Raw genomic sequence first — 16,605 nt, 5'->3', positions numbered from 1 at the left:
GCGGCGGAGCCGTGCGTTCCCTGCGGGCCCCGCCCCTGCTCGGCGTCTCCCTCTACTCGGCGTCTTCCACTACTACGGCCAGCAGTGCGCCGACCTCCACCTGCCTGCCGGGCTCGGCGTCGAGGGCCGTGAGCGTGCCCGTGGCCGGGGCGGTGATCCGGTGTTCCATCTTCATCGCCTCCAGCCACAGGAGGGGCTGGCCGGCCTGGACCGTCACCCCCTGGGTGAGCCCTTCCGCGACGCGGACGACGGTGCCCGGCATGGGGGCGAGAAGGGAGCCGGGGGTGTGCTGGGCGGTGGGGTCGGGGAAGCGGGGCAGTGCGGTGAGGCGGGTGGCGTCGACGTGGATCTGGTCGCCGTACGCCGCCACCTCGAACGTGCGCCGTACGCCGTCCGCTTCCAGCAGGACCATGTGCGGGTCGGCGTGGACGACGCGTACGCCGTCGGCGGTGAGGCCGGTGCGGGTGTGGTGGTAGTGGACCTCGTGTTCCTCGCCCGCCGTGGCGTACCGCTTCACCTGGGGCCGCGAGGGCAGGTTGCGCCAGCCGCCGAACCGGCCCGCGCGGGCGCTCGCGTCGGCGAGGGCGGCGGCCAGCGGGGCGAGGGGGTCGGGGGCGGGCCCGGTGAGGGCGGACAGGTGGCGGTCGTAGAAGCCGGTGTCCATGCGGGCGGAGGTGAACTCCTCGTGACGCAGGGAGCGGACGAGGAGGTCGCGGTTGGTGACCGGGCCGTGGATCGCGGCCCGCTCCAGGGCGCCGGCGAGGCGGCGGACGGCCTCGGCGCGGGTGGGTGCGTGGGCGACGGCCTTGGCGAGCATCGGGTCGTAGTGGACGCCGATGTCGTCGCCGTCGGTGCAGCCGGTGTCGAGGCGGATGCCGTCGGGCACGGTGAGGCGGTGCAGGCGGCCGGTCTGCGGGGCCCAGCCGTTCGCCGGGTCCTCGGCGTACAGGCGGGCCTCGACGGCGTGGCCGCGTGCGCGTGGGGGATCGGTTCCGAGGGCGTGGCCTTCGGCGATACGGAGCTGGAGGGCGACGAGGTCGAGGCCGAAGACCGCCTCCGTCACCGGGTGTTCGACCTGCAGGCGGGTGTTCATCTCCAGGAAGTGTGCCCCGCCGTCCGCGATGAGGAACTCGACGGTCCCGGCGCCGGTGTAGTCGACGGCGCGGGCGGCGCGCACGGCCAGCGTGTGGAGTTCCGCCGTCAGTTCGTCGCTCAGACCCGGGGCGGGGGCTTCCTCGATCACCTTCTGGTGGCGGCGCTGGAGGGAGCAGTCCCGGGTGCCGAGTGCCCATACCGTGCCGTGGGTGTCGGCGAGGATCTGCACCTCGACGTGGCGGCCGTTCTCGACGTAGGGCTCCACGAACACCGAGCCGTCTCCGAAGGTGCTCGCCGCCTCCGCGCGGGCGGCGGTCAGTTCGGCGTCGAGGTCGGCGAGGCGCCGTACGACGCGCATGCCGCGTCCGCCGCCGCCCGCCGTGGCCTTCACCAGCACCGGCAGGTCCGACTCGGTGACCGGGCCGAGGGGCGTGACGCCCAGCAGTTCCTTGGCGCGTGTCTTGGACGCCATCGCCTCGATGGCCTCGGGGGGTGGTCCGATCCAGGTCAGGCCGGCGTCGGTGACGGCACGGGCGAAGCCGGCGTTCTCGGAGAGGAAGCCGTAGCCGGGGTGGACGGCGTCGGCGCCGGCGGCGATCGCGGCCTTCACGATCAGGTCGCCGCGCAGGTAGGTGTCGGCGGAGGCCGCGCCCGGCAGTCGTACCGCCGCGTCGGCGACGCGCGCGTGGAGGGCGTTCTCGTCGGCGTCCGAGTACACGGCGACCGTCCGGATCCCCGACGCACGGCAGGTGCGGAAGACCCGGCAGGCGATCTCGCCCCGGTTGGCGACGAGGACGGTGTTGATCACGGTGTTCCGCTCGCCGGTCACCGGGCTTTCCTCACCGGTCACAGGGTTTCCCTCGCTGGTCACAGGGTTTCCCTCGCTGGTCACAGTGTGTTCCCCTCACATCGCTCACATCGCTCACATCCGAAAGACGCCGAAGCCGCCGCGCACGCCCTCGTAGGGCGCGGTGTGGATGGCGGACAGGCACAGGCCGAGCACGGTGCGGGTGTCGCGCGGGTCGATGACGCCGTCGTCGTAGAGCCGCCCGGACAGGAACATGGGCAGCGACTCGGACTCGATCTGCCGCTCCACCATGGCGCGCAGCGCCGCGTCGCCCTCGTCGTCGTACGGCACTCCCTTCGCGGCGGCCGACTGGCGGGCGACGATGGAGAGCACTCCGGCGAGCTGCTGCGGGCCCATGACGGCGGACTTGGCGCTGGGCCAGGCGAAGAGAAAGCGGGGGTCGTAGGCGCGGCCGCACATGCCGTAGTGGCCGGCTCCGTAGGAGGCGCCGAGGAGGACGGACAGGTGGGGCACGCGGCTGTTGGCGACCGCGTTGATCATCATCGCGCCGTGCTTGATGATGCCGCCCTGCTCGTACTCCTTGCCGACCATGTAGCCGGTGGTGTTGTGCAGGAAGAGGAGTGGGATGTCGCGCTGGTTGGCGAGCTGGATGAACTGGGCGGCCTTCTGCGACTCCTCGCTGAACAGGACGCCCCGGGCGTTGGCGAGGATGCCGACCGGGTAGCCGTGCAGGGCCGCCCATCCGGTCGTCAGGCTCGTCCCGTACAGGGGCTTGAACTCGTCGAAGTCGGAGGCGTCGACGATGCGGGCGATGACCTCGCGCGGGTCGAAGGGGGCCCTGAGGTCGGCGGGGACGATGCCGAGCAGGTCCTCCGGGTCGTACTTCGGGGGCTCGGCGGGGGCCGGGTCGGCGTACGCCTTGCGGTGATTGAGGCGGGCGACGACGCGGCGGGCCTGCCGCAGCGCGTCCGGTTCGTCCACGGCGAAGTGGTCGGCGAGACCCGAGGTGCGGGCGTGCATCCCGGCGCCGCCCAGCGACTCGTCGTCGCTCTCCTCGCCGGTGGCCATCCTGACCAGCGGTGGCCCGCCGAGGAACACCTTGGCACGCTCCTTGACCATGATCACGTGGTCGGACATGCCGGGGATGTAGGCGCCCCCGGCGGTCGAGTTGCCGAAGACGACGGCGACGGTGGGGATGCCGGCCGCCGACAGCCGGGTGAGGTCCCGGAAGATCGCGCCGCCGGGGATGAAGATCTCCTTCTGCGACGGCAGGTCGGCGCCCCCGGACTCGACCAGGCTGACGCAGGGCAGCCGGTTGGCGAGCGCGATGTCGTTGGCGCGCAGGGCCTTCTTCAGCGACCAGGGGTTGCTGGCGCCGCCGCGCACGGTCGGGTCGTTGGCGGTGATCAGGCACTCGACGCCCTCGACGACGCCGATGCCGGTGACGAGGGAGCCGCCCACGGTGTACTCACTCCCCCAGGCCGCCAGCGGCGACAGTTCCAGGAAGGGCGTGTCGGGGTCGAGGAGCAGTTCGACGCGCTCGCGGGCGAGGAGCTTGCCGCGTTTCCGGTGCCGGGCGACGTACTTCTCGCCGCCGCCCGCCAGTGCCTTGGCGTGTTCGGCGTCGAGGTCTGCGAGACCGGCGAGCATGGTCGCGCGGTTCGCCCGGTGGTCGGGGGCGGTGGGGTCGAGGGCTGAGGCGAGGACGGTCACAGGAGGACCTCCGGGATGTCCACGTGCCGGGCGCGCAGCCATTCGCCGAGCGCCTTGGCCTGGGGGTCGAAGCGGTGCTGGGCGGCGACGCCCTCGCCGAGGATGCCCTCGACGACGAAGTTGACGGCGCGCAGGTTGGGGAGCGGGTGCCGGGTGACGGGCAGGTCTCGGGCCTCGGGGATCAACTCCCGGAACCGGTCTGTGGTCAGTTCGTGCGCGAGCCAGCGCCAGGCGTCGTCGGTCCGGACCCAGACGCCGACGTTTGCGTCCCCGCCCTTGTCGCCGCTGCGGGCGCCGGCGACGAGACCGAGGGGGGCGCGGCGGACGGGGCCGGGCGGGAGGGGCTCCGGCAGGGGCGGTTCCGGTACGTCCGCCAGTACGGCGGTGTCCCGGGCGGCCGGTACCGGGACCCGGCGCCCGTCGTGGAGGACGGCGACGTGGTCCACGGCGTCCCGCGGCACGCGGGCGGCCTCGAACACGCCGTACGGGGCGCCCTTGCCCGGAGGCGCCGGCAGGTGGAAGCCGGGGTAGCTGGACAGCGCCAGTTCGACGGCGGCCGCGCTCAGTACCCGGCCGACCTTCTCCTGCTCGGGGTCGCGCACGACGAGCCGCAGCAGGGCGCTCGCCGTCTCCTCGGTGGGGGCGTCGGGCCGGTCGGTCCGGGCCAGATCCCAGCTCACCTCGGCCGGACGTGACCCGGACGCGGCGAAGAAGTCGCGCATCTGCTGTCGTACCAGCGCCGCCTTGGACGGGATCTCCAGGCCGGTGAGGACGAAGACGACCTCGTTGCGGAAGCCGCCGAGGCGGTTGACCCCGACCTTGAGCTCCGGGGGCGGGGCCTCGCCCCGGACGCCGTCGATCCGCACCCGGTCGGGGCCGTCCCGCGTGAGCCGTACGGTGTCCAGGCGGGCCGTGGTCTCCGGCCCCGCGTACCGTGCCCCGGCCGTCTCGTACAGGAGCTGCGCGGTCACGGTGCCGACATCGACGAGGCCGCCGGTGCCGGGGTGCTTGGTGACGACGCTGCTGCCGTCCTCGTGCAGTTCGGCGAGGGGGAAGCCGGGCCGCAGGGCGCCGCCCTCGCCGAAGAACGCGTAGTTCCCGCCGGTCGCCTGTGCCCCGCACTCCAGCACGTGTCCGGCGACGACCGCGCCCGCCAGCCGGTCGTACTGGGTCGGCGCCCAGCCGAAGTGCGCGGCGGCGGGCCCGGTGACCAGGGCGGCGTCGGTGACCCGCCCGGTGACGACCACGTCGGCGCCCGCGCGCAGGCACTCGGCGATGCCGAACCCGCCGAGGTAGGCGTGCGCGGCCAGTGCTCCCGGGTGGGCGGCGGTGAGGTCGTCGCCCTCGACGTGCGCGACCCGTACGGGGATGCCGAGGCGGTCGGCGAGGGTGCGTACGGCGTCGGCGAGTCCGGCGGGGTTGAGTCCGCCGGCGTTGCTGACGATCTTCACGCCCCGGTCGTGGGCGAGGCCGAGGCACTCCTCCAGCTGCCGCAGGAAGGTGCGGGCGTACCCGGCGCCGGGGTCCTTCAGCCGGTCGCGGCCCAGGATCAGCATGGTCAGCTCGGCGAGGTAGTCGCCGGTGAGGACGTCCAGCGGGCCGCCGGTGAGCATCTCGCGCATGGCGTCGAAGCGGTCGCCGTGGAAGCCGGAGGCGTTGCCGATGCGGAGCGGCTCCTTCGCCCCCTTCACCCCCTTCATCGCCGGTCCTCCCCCGGCTTCCGTCCCGCTCCCGGCGGCCCTGCGAAGGCCTGGGCGATGTCCAGCCAGCGGTCGGCGTCCGGGCCCTCGGCGGTGAGGGCGAGGCCGGTGCGGTGGGCGCGCCGGGTGGCGAGGAGGCAGAAGTCGAGGGCGGGGCCGGTGACGCGTTGCGCCGCGTCACCGGGGCCGTACGCCCACACGTCGCCGCCGGGGCCGGTGAGCTCCACGCGGAACGGCTCGGCGGGCGGGGTGAGGCCATGGGTGGCGTAGGCGAAGTCCCGGGCGCGCACGCCGATGCGGGCGACGTGCCTCAGACGGTCGGTGGGTGGGCGCGTCACACCGAGGGTGTCGGCGATGTCGAGGCCGTGGGCCCAGGTCTCCATCAGGCGGCCGGTGGCCATGGAGGCGGCGGCCATGGGCGGGCCGTACCAGGGGAAGCGGGCGCCGGGGGCCGACTCGCGCAGCGCCTTGTCCAGGGCGGCGCGGCCCTCCCGCCAGGCGGCCAGCAGCTCGGCGGGGGCTCGCCGGGCACCTTCGTCGGCGCCGTCGTCGACGTACCGGCCGGGTGCGGCGAGGGCCTGCTCCGCCAGGACGCGGAAGCCGTCCTCGTCGGTGACGGCCAGCAGGGCCGACCGGTCGGTCCAGGCCAGGTGCGCGATCTGGTGGGCGACCGTCCAGCGGGGCGCGGGGGTGGCGAGGCACCACTCCCCGGGGCTCAACCGGGCGACCAGCGCGTCGACTTCCTCGCTCTCCTCGCGCAGGTCGTCGATCACGGGCGTCGGGTCGGACACGGGCGCTCCCCTCGGGCACGGCGGCGTGCGGCGCGGTGTGGTGGGGAGCATGGCAGCGGGGCAGGAAACAATCAAGCACGCTTGCATGAATTCGGCCGCCGACACTACGGCGGTCTCCGCCGCCGGCCGACGCGGCTCCGGCTCCGGCTCCGGCCGGCCCGGGACGGGACGGTCTGCCAGGTCGCTGCGGCCGTCACCGGTGCAGTCGTGGCGGACGACGGTGCCGGCCCTCGCGGGCCGGCCCGCAGGATGGCCGACCGGTTCTCAGCCGGTGACGCGGAGTTCGACCAGAACGGAACGCAGCCCGGTGTCGCCGGACTCGCCGACCGGCTGGTACTCGTTGCTGGGCACCTTGACGACCGTTTCCCTGCCCTCGGCGGTCAACGTCGCCTCGACCGGGCGGTCCTCGGTCCACACTCCGTACGCGTCGGGCAGCTCCAACGACAGATAGCCCGACCCGGTGGTGGCACGGAAGCAGTAACCACCGTTGTCCAGGCGTGACTCGATCTTGATGTTCCACGTATCGGTGCACGGCACCAACGTGATGTGGCCGTCACCCCGCTTGAGGGTGATGCCCCGCTCTTCGAGGATCCGGTCCGCCCCGGGATAGTTGAAGTCCTCGACCGCGTAGGGGATCCCGGCCACGTCCGCCGCCTGGTCTGCGGCCCGGGGGGTCGCCTGCGCACCAGTGGTCATGGTCACAACCCCCAGGCCCAGCGCGAGAACACCGGACACCCCCAGGACGACTCCCCTGCGGTCACGCGGTATCAGCATGTGCTTCCTTCCTCGATGAGCACCCGTCAGCCGAGAGTCTTCCCCCTCCGCATCGCGAAAGTAAAGCACATGTAAGAATCCCGCGAGCATGCCGTGAAGTGCTGTTTCTCGTCGCAGAGATGGCGATGGGGCACATCAACTCGGCCTTCCGCTTTGCCGACTTCCGCTCGGGCTGACCCGAGGTGGAGGCAGAGCGTGGTCCTTACGAACCGAGAAGAGTCAAGTGAAGATACTGAGACGTCCTGTACGGAACGGCCGAAGGCCGAGAGGCGCACCGCCCCGGCAGGGCATGCTCCACAGAACCTGTGCGGTCCTGCTCGCCGGCGCGGTCGGAGCCGGGCTGCTGGCGGCGTCGCCCGCGACCGCGGCGGACGGGACCGAACCGGTGGCTTCCAGCCGCGCGCTGACCGTTCACGCCTGGACGTTCGGCGGCGCGGGCGTCAGGGAGGCGGCCGAACGGGCACTCGTCGGGTCCGCGGAGGACATCGAGCAGTTCCTCGCCGCCAAGGACTCCCTCCAGCTGGCCGACGACAAGGTGGACACGAGCCGCATCCTCAACGCGGGCGGCCCTGCGGTGCGTGAGGCGGCCAAGAGCGCTTTGGCCGGCGCACCGGAGGACCTGCACGCTTTCTTGAAGGGCGGCTGGAAGGCACCGCACCGGCAGGACCGGCGCGTCGAGGTCTCACGCGTGGTCAACCTGGGTGGTCCCGGCGTGCAGGACGCCGGCGAGGCGGCGCTGAAGGGCACGCCCGAGGACGTCGAGAAGTTCCTCGAACAGACCCAGTTCACGGCGCGGCAGGCCGATGACCGGGTACAGGTCTCGAAGCTGTACAACAGCGGCGGACCGAACGTGAAGGCAGCCGCGAAGCTGGCGCTGCAGGGCACCTACGCGGACATCATCGAGTTCCTCGAAGTAGGGCAGTTCGTCGCGCGCAACCGCGACCAGGAACACGCCACCATCGCCCAGCTGACCGAGCAGGCCAAGCAGTCGGGCAAGCAGGCGGAGGACGCGACGAAGGCCGCCCAGGAGTCGGCCGCCAAGGCCGAGGCCGCGTCCGATCTGGCCAAGCAGGCCGCACAAAAGGCGGCCGCGGAAACCGCTGCGGCCAAGGACGACGCGGGCCGCGCCGCGGTGAAGGCCAAGCAGGCCGCCGACGCCGCCCGCGCAGCCGCGGCCGCCGCCCAGACGGCGATCGACTCGGCCAATGCCGCCACCCGGTCCGCGCGCATCGCGGCGCTGGCCGCCGCGCAGACCGCCAGCGCCGCGGCTGCCGCCGCCGACGCGGCGGCCCGTGCCTACAACGCGGCGATCGCCGCGGGCAAGGACAAGAACCAGGCACAGCATGCCTCCGACATGGCCAAGGCCGCGAAGGCGGCGGCGAACCTGGCCATCGAATCGGGCAAGGCAGCCGAGCAGGCCGGCAGGGCGTCCCTGGCCGCCGCCAACGCGGTGGCCGCGGCGAAGAACGCGGGCGGCAACGCCGACGCCGCCGCCGACGCCGCCGACGAGGCGGCCGATCACGCCGCCGCAGCCGGCGCCTCCTCGGCCCAGGCGAGGGCCGCGGCGGCGGAGACGCGCCGCCACGCGGCGGAGGCCAACCGTGCCGCCACCGCGGCGGAGACCCTCGCACGCAAGTCGGCCACCGCCGCGGCCGAGGCGCGGGACGCGGCGAACTCGGCCGCCACGCACGCCAACAACGCGGCCGTCGCCGCGGAGGAGGCGGCACAGCACGCCGGCGAGGCACAGGACGCCGCCGCCGAGGCGACCAAGCTGGCCAACGCCGCGAAGGTCGCGGCCGACGCGGCCACCACCGCGGTGGCCACCGCCCGCGAGACCTTCGCCCTCGCCCGCGAGGTCGAGGCCGAGGACCTCGCCACACGCACCACCGCGGCGATCGAGAGGGCGAAGACCGGGAAGGCGACCACCGACGAATTCACCGTCGAGGCGTCCGCCAGCGTGGTCGAGGGCCATGCCATCGCGGAGGACACCGCCGCCCTGGCTGCCGAGGCGGCCCGTCCCGACGCCGACACCGCCGCACTGGCCCGGCAGGGCCGCGCCGTGGCGCTGCGGGCCATGAAGTACTTCGGCACCTGGCGTCAGGACGCCGCGGCCGAGGCACTCTCCGGCACCGACGGCGATGTGCTGGAGTACCTGCGTACCGGCTGGAAGGAAGCAGACCGGAACGAGGTGCGCCAGCAGGTTTCCCACCTGGCGTCCGACAGCCCCTATTCCTCGGTGCGTACGGCCGCCACCGAGGCGCTCGCGGGCACCGATCAGGAGATCCGCGACTTCTACACCACCGGCCAGTACGAGGCCGGGTTCGCGGACTACCGGGTCAAGGTCTCCCAGATCCACAACACCGGCGGTCCGGGTGTCAGGGAAGCCGCCGAGAAGGCGCTGGCCGACGGTAGCGCCCGGGCTCTGCTCGACTTCGTCAACAGCGGGCAGTACACGGCGCTCAACGCGGACGAACGCGTGACCGCGAGCCGACTGGTCAACACCGGCGGCGCCGAAGTCCGGTCGGCGGCGAAGGTCGCCATGTCAGGGCCGGCGAACCAGCTGCACGACTTCGTCGAGGTCGGCCAGTACATGGCCGACCGCAAGGACCAGCTCGCGAGTACCCACGTCGCACAGGTCCAGCGGCTCCTCGCCGAAGGCGGCGTCATCGCCGCCAAGGCCCAGGAGAACCGTTGGCTCGCCGCCGAGGCCGCGGCCCGGGCCAACCAGTCGTCCGCCGAGGCGGACCTGGCCGCGGCCCAGGCACAGGACAGCGCCGACAAGGCCGCCGAGTACGCCGTGGACGCCGATGCGGCGGCCGACGCGGCCGCGAGCAGCGCCGCCAGTGCCAGGCAGTCGGCCACCACCGCCCGCGCGGCGGCCGACCGGGCCGAACAGGACGCCGTCGCCGCCGCGGAGTCCGCTGCCCAGGCGGAGTTCTCCGCCCGTTACGCCCGGTCCTCCGCCGCCATGGCCGACGAGGCGGCGGACGAGGCACGCACCTCCGCGCTCGCTGCCGGCAAGAGCGCCGACGAGGCGGAGGCGGCGGCGGCCGGCGCCTGGAGCCGTGTGGTCGAGCTGCGTGAGGCCGAGGAGGCCCGAGCCCGGCAGCAGGCCGAGGAGCGGCGCAAGGCGGAACGGGAGAAGGAGCCGGAGCCGGAGAGCACCTGCTACCTCTACCCCACCCGGGACAGCCTCCCGCCCTGCGCGTACGGGGCCGCTTCCCGCGGCGAGCCCGTCCAGCTCCCTCCCGTCGATCCCACGCTCAAGGAGATCGTCTGGAGCGTCACCCCACTCAATGACGCGAAGGACTGCGCGAAGGATCCCACGCTCGGCAAGTGCGCCATGTTCGCGATGGGGTTCCTGCCCATTCCCGCGGTGAAGGGCGGAAAACTCCTCAAGGAGGGTCTGGAGGAAGTCCAGGATGCCGTCACCGTTTCGCGGCTGGGCAAGCTCGGCAAGGCGAAGAACGCGGCACTGAAGGACGGAAAGCCCCTCGGTGTGGAGGATTCCCCCGGCGTCTACATGATCACCCCGGACGAGCTCAAGGCGGTGGCGGCCAGACTCCGCGACGAGCTGGGTGAGCCGGACCTCATGAAGCCCGTGGCCGGGAAGGGCACGGTACAGGTGTGGAAACTCGACCAGGGAAACGTCAATTACCGCAACTTCAGTTCCAGTTCCGGATCCGGAGACTGGACGATCGATTTCACCAAGGAGCTGGAAAGGGAACTCGGACTCAAGAGGTACCATGCCAAACACTGAGGAGGCTACTGTGCCGGAACGCACTCTCTACGAAAAAGAACTCGATTACCTCGTGCGCTACGCACACATGGCGCCGATGTACTTCGTTCCGCTCCGCGACGCAGCGGAAAAGGCAGCGGGCCGGGGAAGCGGCGAGGACGAGATTCAGCGGGTCACTCTCCGGCTGATCGGCGACATGCTCGATCAGGGAGTACGGATCGGTGACATGAGCTCTCGGGAAGGAGAGGACGTCATCCCCTGGGACGTCCCCAGACAGGAGGCGCTGGACCGCGTCGCCCGTGAGATGAAGAGCTACGACGACCCGATCGACTTCATCGACATCTGTTGGTTCACGGCCGGCTGAGTTCCGTCACGGTCCCGGTGGTGGTGTGGGGCTACTGCCGCTCCCCGCCCCGTCGCGGCGGCTCGTCACCCGCACGCAGGTCTTCCGCGACGCGCTTCGGCAGCGCTACCGTCCCTCTTCCCCCGGCCCCGGCACCTGTCGCTTCGCGCGGCTGCCCCGCCCCACCTGGGACCGCACCGCCCCCATGCTGGCCGCGATGACCAGGGCGATGGCGGCGGACTGGGTGGCGGACAGGGCCTGGTCGAGGATGAGGAAACCGGCCGCCGCGGCGATGGCGGGTTCCAGGCTCATGAGGATGGCGAAGGTGGGCGCGGGCAGGCGGCGCAGGGCGAGGAGTTCGAGGGTGTAGGGCAGGACGGAGGAGAGCAGGGCGACCCCGGCACCCAGCGCGAGCGTGGACGGTTCGATGAGCTTGCCGCCCGACTCGGCGATGCCCAGCGGCAGGAACAGCACCGCGCCGACCGCCATCGCGAGGGCCAGCCCGTCGGCCTGCGGGAAGCGGCGCCCCGTGCGCGCGCTGAAGACGATGTACGCCGCCCACATCACGCCCGCCGCCAGCGCGAAGGCGGCACCGGCCGGGTCGAGGCTCTCGAAGCCGCCGCCCCCGAGGAGGAAGACGCCGGCCAGGGCGAGCGCGGCCCAGACCAGGTTGACCGCGCGGCGGGAGGCGAAGACGGACAGGGCGAGCGGGCCGAGCACCTCCAGGGTGACGGCGGGGCCGAGGGGGATGCGGTCGACGGCCTGGTAGAAGAGGCCGTTCATGCCGGCCATGGCGATACCGAAGACGACGACCGTGCCCCAGTCGGCCCGGGAGTGCCCGCGCAGCCGGGGACGGCAGACCAGAAGCATGACGACGGCGGCCACGGCCAGCCGCAGCGTCACCACGCCGAGCGCACCGGCCCGGGGCATGAGACTCACGGCCAGCGCCGCGCCGAACTGCACGGAGAGGCCACCGGCGAGGACCAGCCCGACCGGCCCGAGGGAGCCCCGGCCGCTCGGGGTGTCCGGCGGGGCGGACGTGGCCCCCGGGCCGCCCGCGGGTGCGGCGGCAGCGGCCGGGGTGGACGGGGTGGCGGCGCTGGGGCTGGTCACGGGGCCTTCCTGGGACGTGGTGCGGAGAACGAAACCTCTGCCGGGCATCGCGCAGCGCGAATCGCGCGCCGCACTCGCACGTCGCGAATGGCACGTCGCACGTCGCACTGCCCCGACCGGTCCAGAGTAATGACCTCCGGACAGGACCATGCAATGATTACGCACCTGACGATGAATCCCCCTCCCCACCCGGGTCAACTCCGTCCGCCATTCCGTCCGCCATACGGACCGAGCCCCACGGGCCCCGGAAGGCGGTCGCGGCAGGGGCGGGAGGCGGGGGCCGGAGGCCAGCGGACCGCTACGGACGTCCCATGTCCACGACGTACTTCCCGCGCACGCCTCCCGCTTCGAGCCTGCGGTGCGCCTCGGCGACGTCGTCCATCGGCAGGACGGCATGGATCACGGGACGGATGTCCCCCCTCTCGACGCAGCGGGTCAGCTCCGCCATGCGCTCCGCCGAGGGGTTGTTGCTGAAGAGCTTGCTCCGCCGGGGTCGCAGGGCCGCCCGCAACCCCGTACCGACCATGGACATGACGATACGGTCCGGGTCGAAGGCGAGAGCGACCATGCGCCCCCGCCGGTCGAGCCGGGCCCGGTAGGCGCCGAGGTCGGTGCCCACCACGTCGACGACGACATCGAAGCGCCCGAGGTCCTCCGGCCGGGTCGTGCGGTAGTCCAGGGCCGCGTCGCCGAACTGCACGGCGACACTGCCGACACCCCCGGTGGCACCGCGGACCAGCAGCCGCTCCCCGGGGGCGAGGCGCGCCTTGTCCGTTATCGTCGCCGCCGCCGAGGAAGCGTTCACCAACCACGGCACCAACGCCTCCCTCGAAGAGATCGCCCGCCGGGCGGGGGTGGGCTCGGCGACCCTGCACCGGTACTTCCCCTCACGGCGCTCGCTGCTGGAGGTCGTCTTCCGCGAGCGCGTCGAAGCGCTGTGCTCCCGGGCCGGTGAGCACGCCCGGGGCAGCGATCCGGGCACCGCGCTCTTCTCCTGGCTACGCGACTTCAACGCGTACGCGGCCGCCGGCCACGGCCTCGTCGGGTCGTTGCTGCGCGACAGCCCGGACGCCGGCCTGCTGACGGACGACGACGGCTGCGCGGCGATGATCACCGCCGCGGCGGACGAACTGCTCCGGCGGGCCCGGCGGGCGGGCACGGTGCGCGCCGGCATCCGCGCCGAGGACCTGCTCGCCCTCGTCAGCGCCATCAACCTCGTCACGGAGGAGGACGACGACGGGACGCAGGCGGACCGGCTGCTGGACATCACGCTCACGGGCGTGCGCTCCCACGCCTGCGAACGCGGGGCCACATCCCCGGAAGGCTCCTGACAGCCACCGGGGGACGGTCGGCCGGCCGGGCACCACGGCGGGTACCGTCCCCTTGGCGAATGCCGATGCCCGCCGCCCCCACCACACTCCCGAGGTCACGTGCGACGACTCCTTGCCCGCCTCTGGCGGCTGCTGCGTCCCTTCCAGAGCCGCGTCATGTGGTTCCTCAACGCCAAGTTCGTCGTCGGCGTGACCGGCGTCGTGCGCGACGACGAGGGGCGGGTACTGATGCTGAAGCACCGGATGTGGCCGCCGGGCCGCCAGTGGGGCCTGCCGAGCGGCTTCGCGCACAAGGGCGAGGACTTCCGGGAGACCGTGGTCCGCGAGGTCGGGGAGGAGACCGGCCTCGACGTGGAGGTGGGCCGCCTGGTCATGATGAACAGCGGCTTCCGCACCCGCCTGGAGGTGGCCTACGAGGCCCGCCTGCTGGGCGGCGAGCTGCGCGTCGACCCCTTCGAGATCCTGGAGGCCCGCTGGTGCCGCCCGGACGACCTCCCCGAGGGCGTGCAGCCGGCGTGCGGTCCGCTGGTACGGGGCGAGACTGCGGTCTGAACCACCTCCGCCGTGCCGATCTCCGACCGAACCCACCCGGGTGGTCCACACGCCCACGGCCACGCACCTGAAGTACCGCTTCGAGAAGTGGCCCCGGCGGGACCGGCGTACGGTCGAAGCCGACGGCCGAAGCCGTACCGAGGAGGTCTTCCGATGCGCAGCGTGACCTGTTCGATGGGCGTCTCGCTCGACGGCTACATCGTCGGGCCGGACGGCGACTTCGACTGGACGGCGCCCGGCGACGACGTCTTCCGCCACTGGATCGACGAGATCCGGCAGGTCGACGTCCATCTGCTGGGACGACGGCTGTACGAGACGATGCTGTACTGGGAGACCGCCGACCAGGACTTGTCGCTCGACGACTCCGAGCGCGAATGGGCCGCGCTCTGGAATCCGCTCCCCAAGGTGGTGTTCTCCACCACGCTGTCGGAGGTGCGGGGCCATGCCCGCCTGGCCTCCGGGAACCTGGCGGAGGAGATCGAGCGGCTGCGGGCCGAACCCGGGGAGGGCGAGATCGCGATCGGCGGCGCGACACTCGCCGCCGGGGCGGCCGCGTCGGGCCTGATCGACGAGTACCGGATCATGGTCTACCCGGTACTGGTCGGCGGCGGCATCCCGTTCTTTCCCAGGGACGAGCGCCGGGTGGACCTCGAACTCGTCGAGACCCGCACCTTCAGCTCACGGGTCGTCCACCTGCGCTACCGCGTGGCGGGGCGGGCGGCGTCCTGAGGCCCCGGCCGGAACCTATGGGCTCTCCGGCCCGCTCGGCGGGCCCGGCGGGCCCGGGCCCGCCGGAGCCCCTTTGACCCCTGGGTCCTAATGGGCAATCCCCCCGCCCCCCCCATCAACAAACGCAGCCCCTCGGTGTCGTCGAAGCTGTCCCCGTACAGCCTCGGTCATCCGAACCACCCATACGAATGATCACGCGACGAGGCCGTCACGCGGTTCCGGTCAAGCACACGGGCCAATGTCACCATCCTGCGCAGCCGACCGCTCGGCGACGAAGGAGCCGAGACCGACCTCGGCTCGGATCAGGCCCTCCGTTTTGAGATGGGCCAGCGCCTTCTGAGCGGTCGACGCGGCGATACCGAACTCGGCCGCCGACGCGACCACCGAAGGAACCCGCGCGCCCACGGGACAGGTGCCGTCCGCGATGCGCACCTCTATGGCAGCGGCGACCTGCCGCCAGACGGGACGAGTGCGGTCAAGCTCGGGAGTCATGCGATGGATACTCACGTCGGCCAACTTCCTTGCCTGTGAAAGTCTTTCGCTTTTCGCATGCACTTGCCAAAACCTGACCGTCCTCCGGCAGATCGCGGACGGAGGCCCGGTGAAGTGACACCGGGGCGGCCGTTCAGCGCAGTTGGACACAGCAGGCCCCACCCTTCACTCCTGTCGGCGCCCCAAGGCCAGCAGATGCGAACTCGCCGCCAGCAACTCCGGGTAAGGCTCGGCCATACGGGCAGCGGTGAGGACCGACTCGAACAGGCTCGACTCGCGGAACGACTGGCCGGTGTTCCGCTCCGCCGCTGCCAGCAGGGACCATGCGGGTCCCTCGATCCCGAAGACGTCCGCGCCGACGAAGCCTGCCGCCGCCACCTCGTCCCGCAACTGCTCCCCGCTGTGGAAGTACGCCGTCGTGAACGCCCTTTTCCCGTCATGGACCTGGGTGGCGAGGATGTTGCCGATGCTGTCCTTCATCTGCTCCTTGTGCAGGTGTGCGTACGCCGCGTGCTCGAACAGCGACGCGTACCGGTTGATACCGGCGACCGCCAGCAGCCCGCCGGGCTTGAGCACACGGCGGGCCTCTGCCAGTGCGCGGTCCCGGTCCGCCCGCTCCGGTAGGTGGTACATCGGGCCCAGCATGAGCACGACGTCGTAGGAGTCGGTGTCGGCCGTGAGGCTTCTGGCGTCACCGAGTTCGGCGCTCGCGCCCGTGACCCTGGCCTGCTCCACGTGACGGGGAATGGGGTCCACCAAGCAAACCGCGTACCCGTCTTCGACGAGCCAGCGCGCGTGTGTGCCAGGACCACCGCCGACGTCGAGCACCCGAGCCGGAGCCTGGGGGAGGTGGCGGCGCAGCAACTCCTGCGTACGTACCATCTCCAGACGCCCGTCGGCAGTAGTGACCAACCGGTCCGCCTCGTCGACGCTCTCGCTGTAGAATCTCAGGATCTCCGGCGTTACCTCAAGGCTTGTCATCCGTGCATTCTGGTGGCCGCCGGGCGGAGCGGTCCATACAGCACGAACCTCGTACTACGCCTCGCCACTACCCCCAGGCCGGTGGGCAACGAACGAGCCGAGGCCCGGCTCCGTGTATGTCAGCCCCTCCTCGCGCAACGCACGTAGGACCTTGTGTGCCGTCGCGTTGGCGATCCCGAACTCCGCGGTGAGTTGCACGACGGAAGGGACGCGCGTGCGAGGTGGGTAGGTGCCGTCGACTATGCGGCCACGCACCACCTCGGCGACCTGCCGCCAGCGGGGGATGTCGGGAACAAACTCGATCACTAAATCAGCATGAGCATTCTTAGCGCGATACGCGATACGTAGGACACCTAGCATGCCTAGAATGCTTCGCATATCGTGGATCACCGTCAGACCCCCGCGACGGGTGGAGCCGTCCGGGGGCGTGGCCACCAGCCGAAT

General features: G+C 72.1%; 15 protein-coding genes. 5 read left to right on the top strand and 10 right to left on the bottom strand.

Annotated features, from left to right (window positions below):
• Positions 1–52: 52 nt before the first annotated feature.
• The 5 genes from ABEA26_RS11785 to ABEA26_RS11765 all read right to left on the bottom strand — a co-directional run bounded on the left by ABEA26_RS11785 (position 53) and on the right by ABEA26_RS11765 (position 6,881).
• Positions 53–1,903, bottom strand: a complete 1,851-nt coding sequence (locus tag ABEA26_RS11785; protein WP_345591759.1) for an acetyl/propionyl/methylcrotonyl-CoA carboxylase subunit alpha — start codon at positions 1,901–1,903, stop codon at positions 53–55.
• 114 nt (positions 1,904–2,017) lie between these two features.
• Positions 2,018–3,616 carry an acyl-CoA carboxylase subunit beta gene (locus ABEA26_RS11780; protein ID WP_345591732.1) on the bottom strand — a complete coding sequence of 533 codons (1,599 nt, stop codon included), beginning with the start codon at positions 3,614–3,616 and terminating at the stop codon, positions 2,018–2,020.
• Positions 3,613–5,316, bottom strand: coding sequence for an acyclic terpene utilization AtuA family protein (locus ABEA26_RS11775; RefSeq protein ID WP_345591731.1), 1,704 nt, complete (start codon positions 5,314–5,316; stop codon positions 3,613–3,615). Before ABEA26_RS11775 ends, ABEA26_RS11780 begins: the two co-directional genes overlap by 4 nt.
• Positions 5,313–6,107, bottom strand: coding sequence for a TIGR03084 family metal-binding protein (locus tag ABEA26_RS11770; protein WP_345591730.1), 795 nt, complete (start codon positions 6,105–6,107; stop codon positions 5,313–5,315). Before ABEA26_RS11770 ends, ABEA26_RS11775 begins: the two co-directional genes overlap by 4 nt.
• A 264-nt stretch (positions 6,108–6,371) precedes the next feature.
• Complete coding sequence (locus tag ABEA26_RS11765; protein WP_345591729.1) at positions 6,372–6,881, bottom strand: hypothetical protein; 510 nt, start codon at positions 6,879–6,881, stop codon at positions 6,372–6,374.
• Positions 6,882–7,170: 289 nt separating this feature from the next.
• On the opposite strand from ABEA26_RS11765, the gene ABEA26_RS11760 reads away from it, so the two are divergent.
• Both ABEA26_RS11760 and ABEA26_RS11755 read left to right on the top strand, forming a co-directional pair.
• A complete protein-coding gene (locus tag ABEA26_RS11760; RefSeq protein ID WP_345591727.1) occupies positions 7,171–10,641 on the top strand; it encodes an ALF repeat-containing protein in 3,471 nt (1,156 codons plus the stop codon).
• A 10-nt stretch (positions 10,642–10,651) separates the two neighbouring features.
• On the top strand, positions 10,652–10,984 hold the full coding sequence (locus tag ABEA26_RS11755; protein WP_345591725.1) for a hypothetical protein: 333 nt from the start codon (positions 10,652–10,654) through the stop codon (positions 10,982–10,984).
• A 105-nt stretch (positions 10,985–11,089) separates the two neighbouring features.
• Here the strand turns inward: ABEA26_RS11755 and ABEA26_RS11750 are convergent, their stop codons facing one another.
• The gene (locus ABEA26_RS11750; protein ID WP_345591723.1) at positions 11,090–12,076 is read right to left on the bottom strand and encodes an EamA family transporter; all 987 of its coding nucleotides are present in this window, start codon (positions 12,074–12,076) and stop codon (positions 11,090–11,092) included.
• A gap of 298 nt (positions 12,077–12,374) precedes the next feature.
• Positions 12,375–12,881 (bottom strand): zinc-binding dehydrogenase, encoded by a 507-nt coding sequence (locus tag ABEA26_RS11745; protein WP_345591722.1) that lies wholly within the window; start codon positions 12,879–12,881, stop codon positions 12,375–12,377.
• Here ABEA26_RS11745 and ABEA26_RS11740 point away from each other — a divergent pair.
• The 3 genes from ABEA26_RS11740 (at position 12,844) to ABEA26_RS11730 (ending at position 14,688) form a co-directional block, all read left to right on the top strand.
• Positions 12,844–13,407: a TetR/AcrR family transcriptional regulator gene (locus ABEA26_RS11740; RefSeq protein WP_345591720.1), complete on the top strand. Its 564-nt coding sequence runs from the start codon at positions 12,844–12,846 to the stop codon at positions 13,405–13,407. The two genes, ABEA26_RS11745 and ABEA26_RS11740, sit on opposite strands and share 38 nt — an antisense overlap.
• Positions 13,408–13,506: 99 nt before the next feature.
• Complete coding sequence (locus ABEA26_RS11735; protein ID WP_345591718.1) at positions 13,507–13,959, top strand: NUDIX hydrolase; 453 nt, start codon at positions 13,507–13,509, stop codon at positions 13,957–13,959.
• A gap of 153 nt (positions 13,960–14,112) precedes the next feature.
• The gene (locus ABEA26_RS11730; protein ID WP_345591716.1) at positions 14,113–14,688 is read left to right on the top strand and encodes a dihydrofolate reductase family protein; all 576 of its coding nucleotides are present in this window, start codon (positions 14,113–14,115) and stop codon (positions 14,686–14,688) included.
• Between the two features lie 222 nt (positions 14,689–14,910).
• Here ABEA26_RS11730 and ABEA26_RS11725 read toward each other — a convergent pair whose 3' ends face one another.
• From ABEA26_RS11725 to ABEA26_RS11715, 3 genes are all read right to left on the bottom strand, one after another.
• Positions 14,911–15,180 (bottom strand): GntR family transcriptional regulator, encoded by a 270-nt coding sequence (locus ABEA26_RS11725; RefSeq protein WP_345591714.1) that lies wholly within the window; start codon positions 15,178–15,180, stop codon positions 14,911–14,913.
• A gap of 165 nt (positions 15,181–15,345) precedes the next feature.
• Complete coding sequence (locus ABEA26_RS11720) at positions 15,346–16,161, bottom strand: class I SAM-dependent methyltransferase (protein ID WP_345591711.1); 816 nt, start codon at positions 16,159–16,161, stop codon at positions 15,346–15,348.
• A 54-nt stretch (positions 16,162–16,215) separates the two neighbouring features.
• Positions 16,216–16,467, bottom strand: a complete 252-nt coding sequence (locus tag ABEA26_RS11715) for a GntR family transcriptional regulator (RefSeq protein WP_345591710.1) — start codon at positions 16,465–16,467, stop codon at positions 16,216–16,218.
• Between the last annotated feature and the right edge of the window lie 138 nt (positions 16,468–16,605).

This window comes from Streptomyces marokkonensis (genome assembly GCF_039539045.1).
Lineage (GTDB): Bacteria > Actinomycetota > Actinomycetes > Streptomycetales > Streptomycetaceae > Streptomyces > Streptomyces marokkonensis.
Note: the sequence above shows the minus strand (reverse complement) of the source record. Positions and strands in the feature narration are given on the sequence as shown.

Bases quoted from the DNA above. Each gene is read 5' to 3' on its own strand.
- ABEA26_RS11775 (WP_345591731.1), bottom strand. From the start codon at position 5,316: ATGAAGGGGGTGAAGGGGGCGAAGGAGCCGCTCCGCATCGGCAACGCC.
- ABEA26_RS11765 (WP_345591729.1), bottom strand. From the start codon at position 6,881: ATGCTGATACCGCGTGACCGCAGGGGAGTCGTCCTGGGGGTGTCCGGT.
- ABEA26_RS11760 (WP_345591727.1), top strand. From the start codon at position 7,171: ATGCTCCACAGAACCTGTGCGGTCCTGCTCGCCGGCGCGGTCGGAGCC.
- ABEA26_RS11730 (WP_345591716.1), top strand. From the start codon at position 14,113: ATGCGCAGCGTGACCTGTTCGATGGGCGTCTCGCTCGACGGCTACATC.
- ABEA26_RS11725 (WP_345591714.1), bottom strand. From the start codon at position 15,180: ATGACTCCCGAGCTTGACCGCACTCGTCCCGTCTGGCGGCAGGTCGCC.
- ABEA26_RS11720 (WP_345591711.1), bottom strand. From the start codon at position 16,161: ATGACAAGCCTTGAGGTAACGCCGGAGATCCTGAGATTCTACAGCGAG.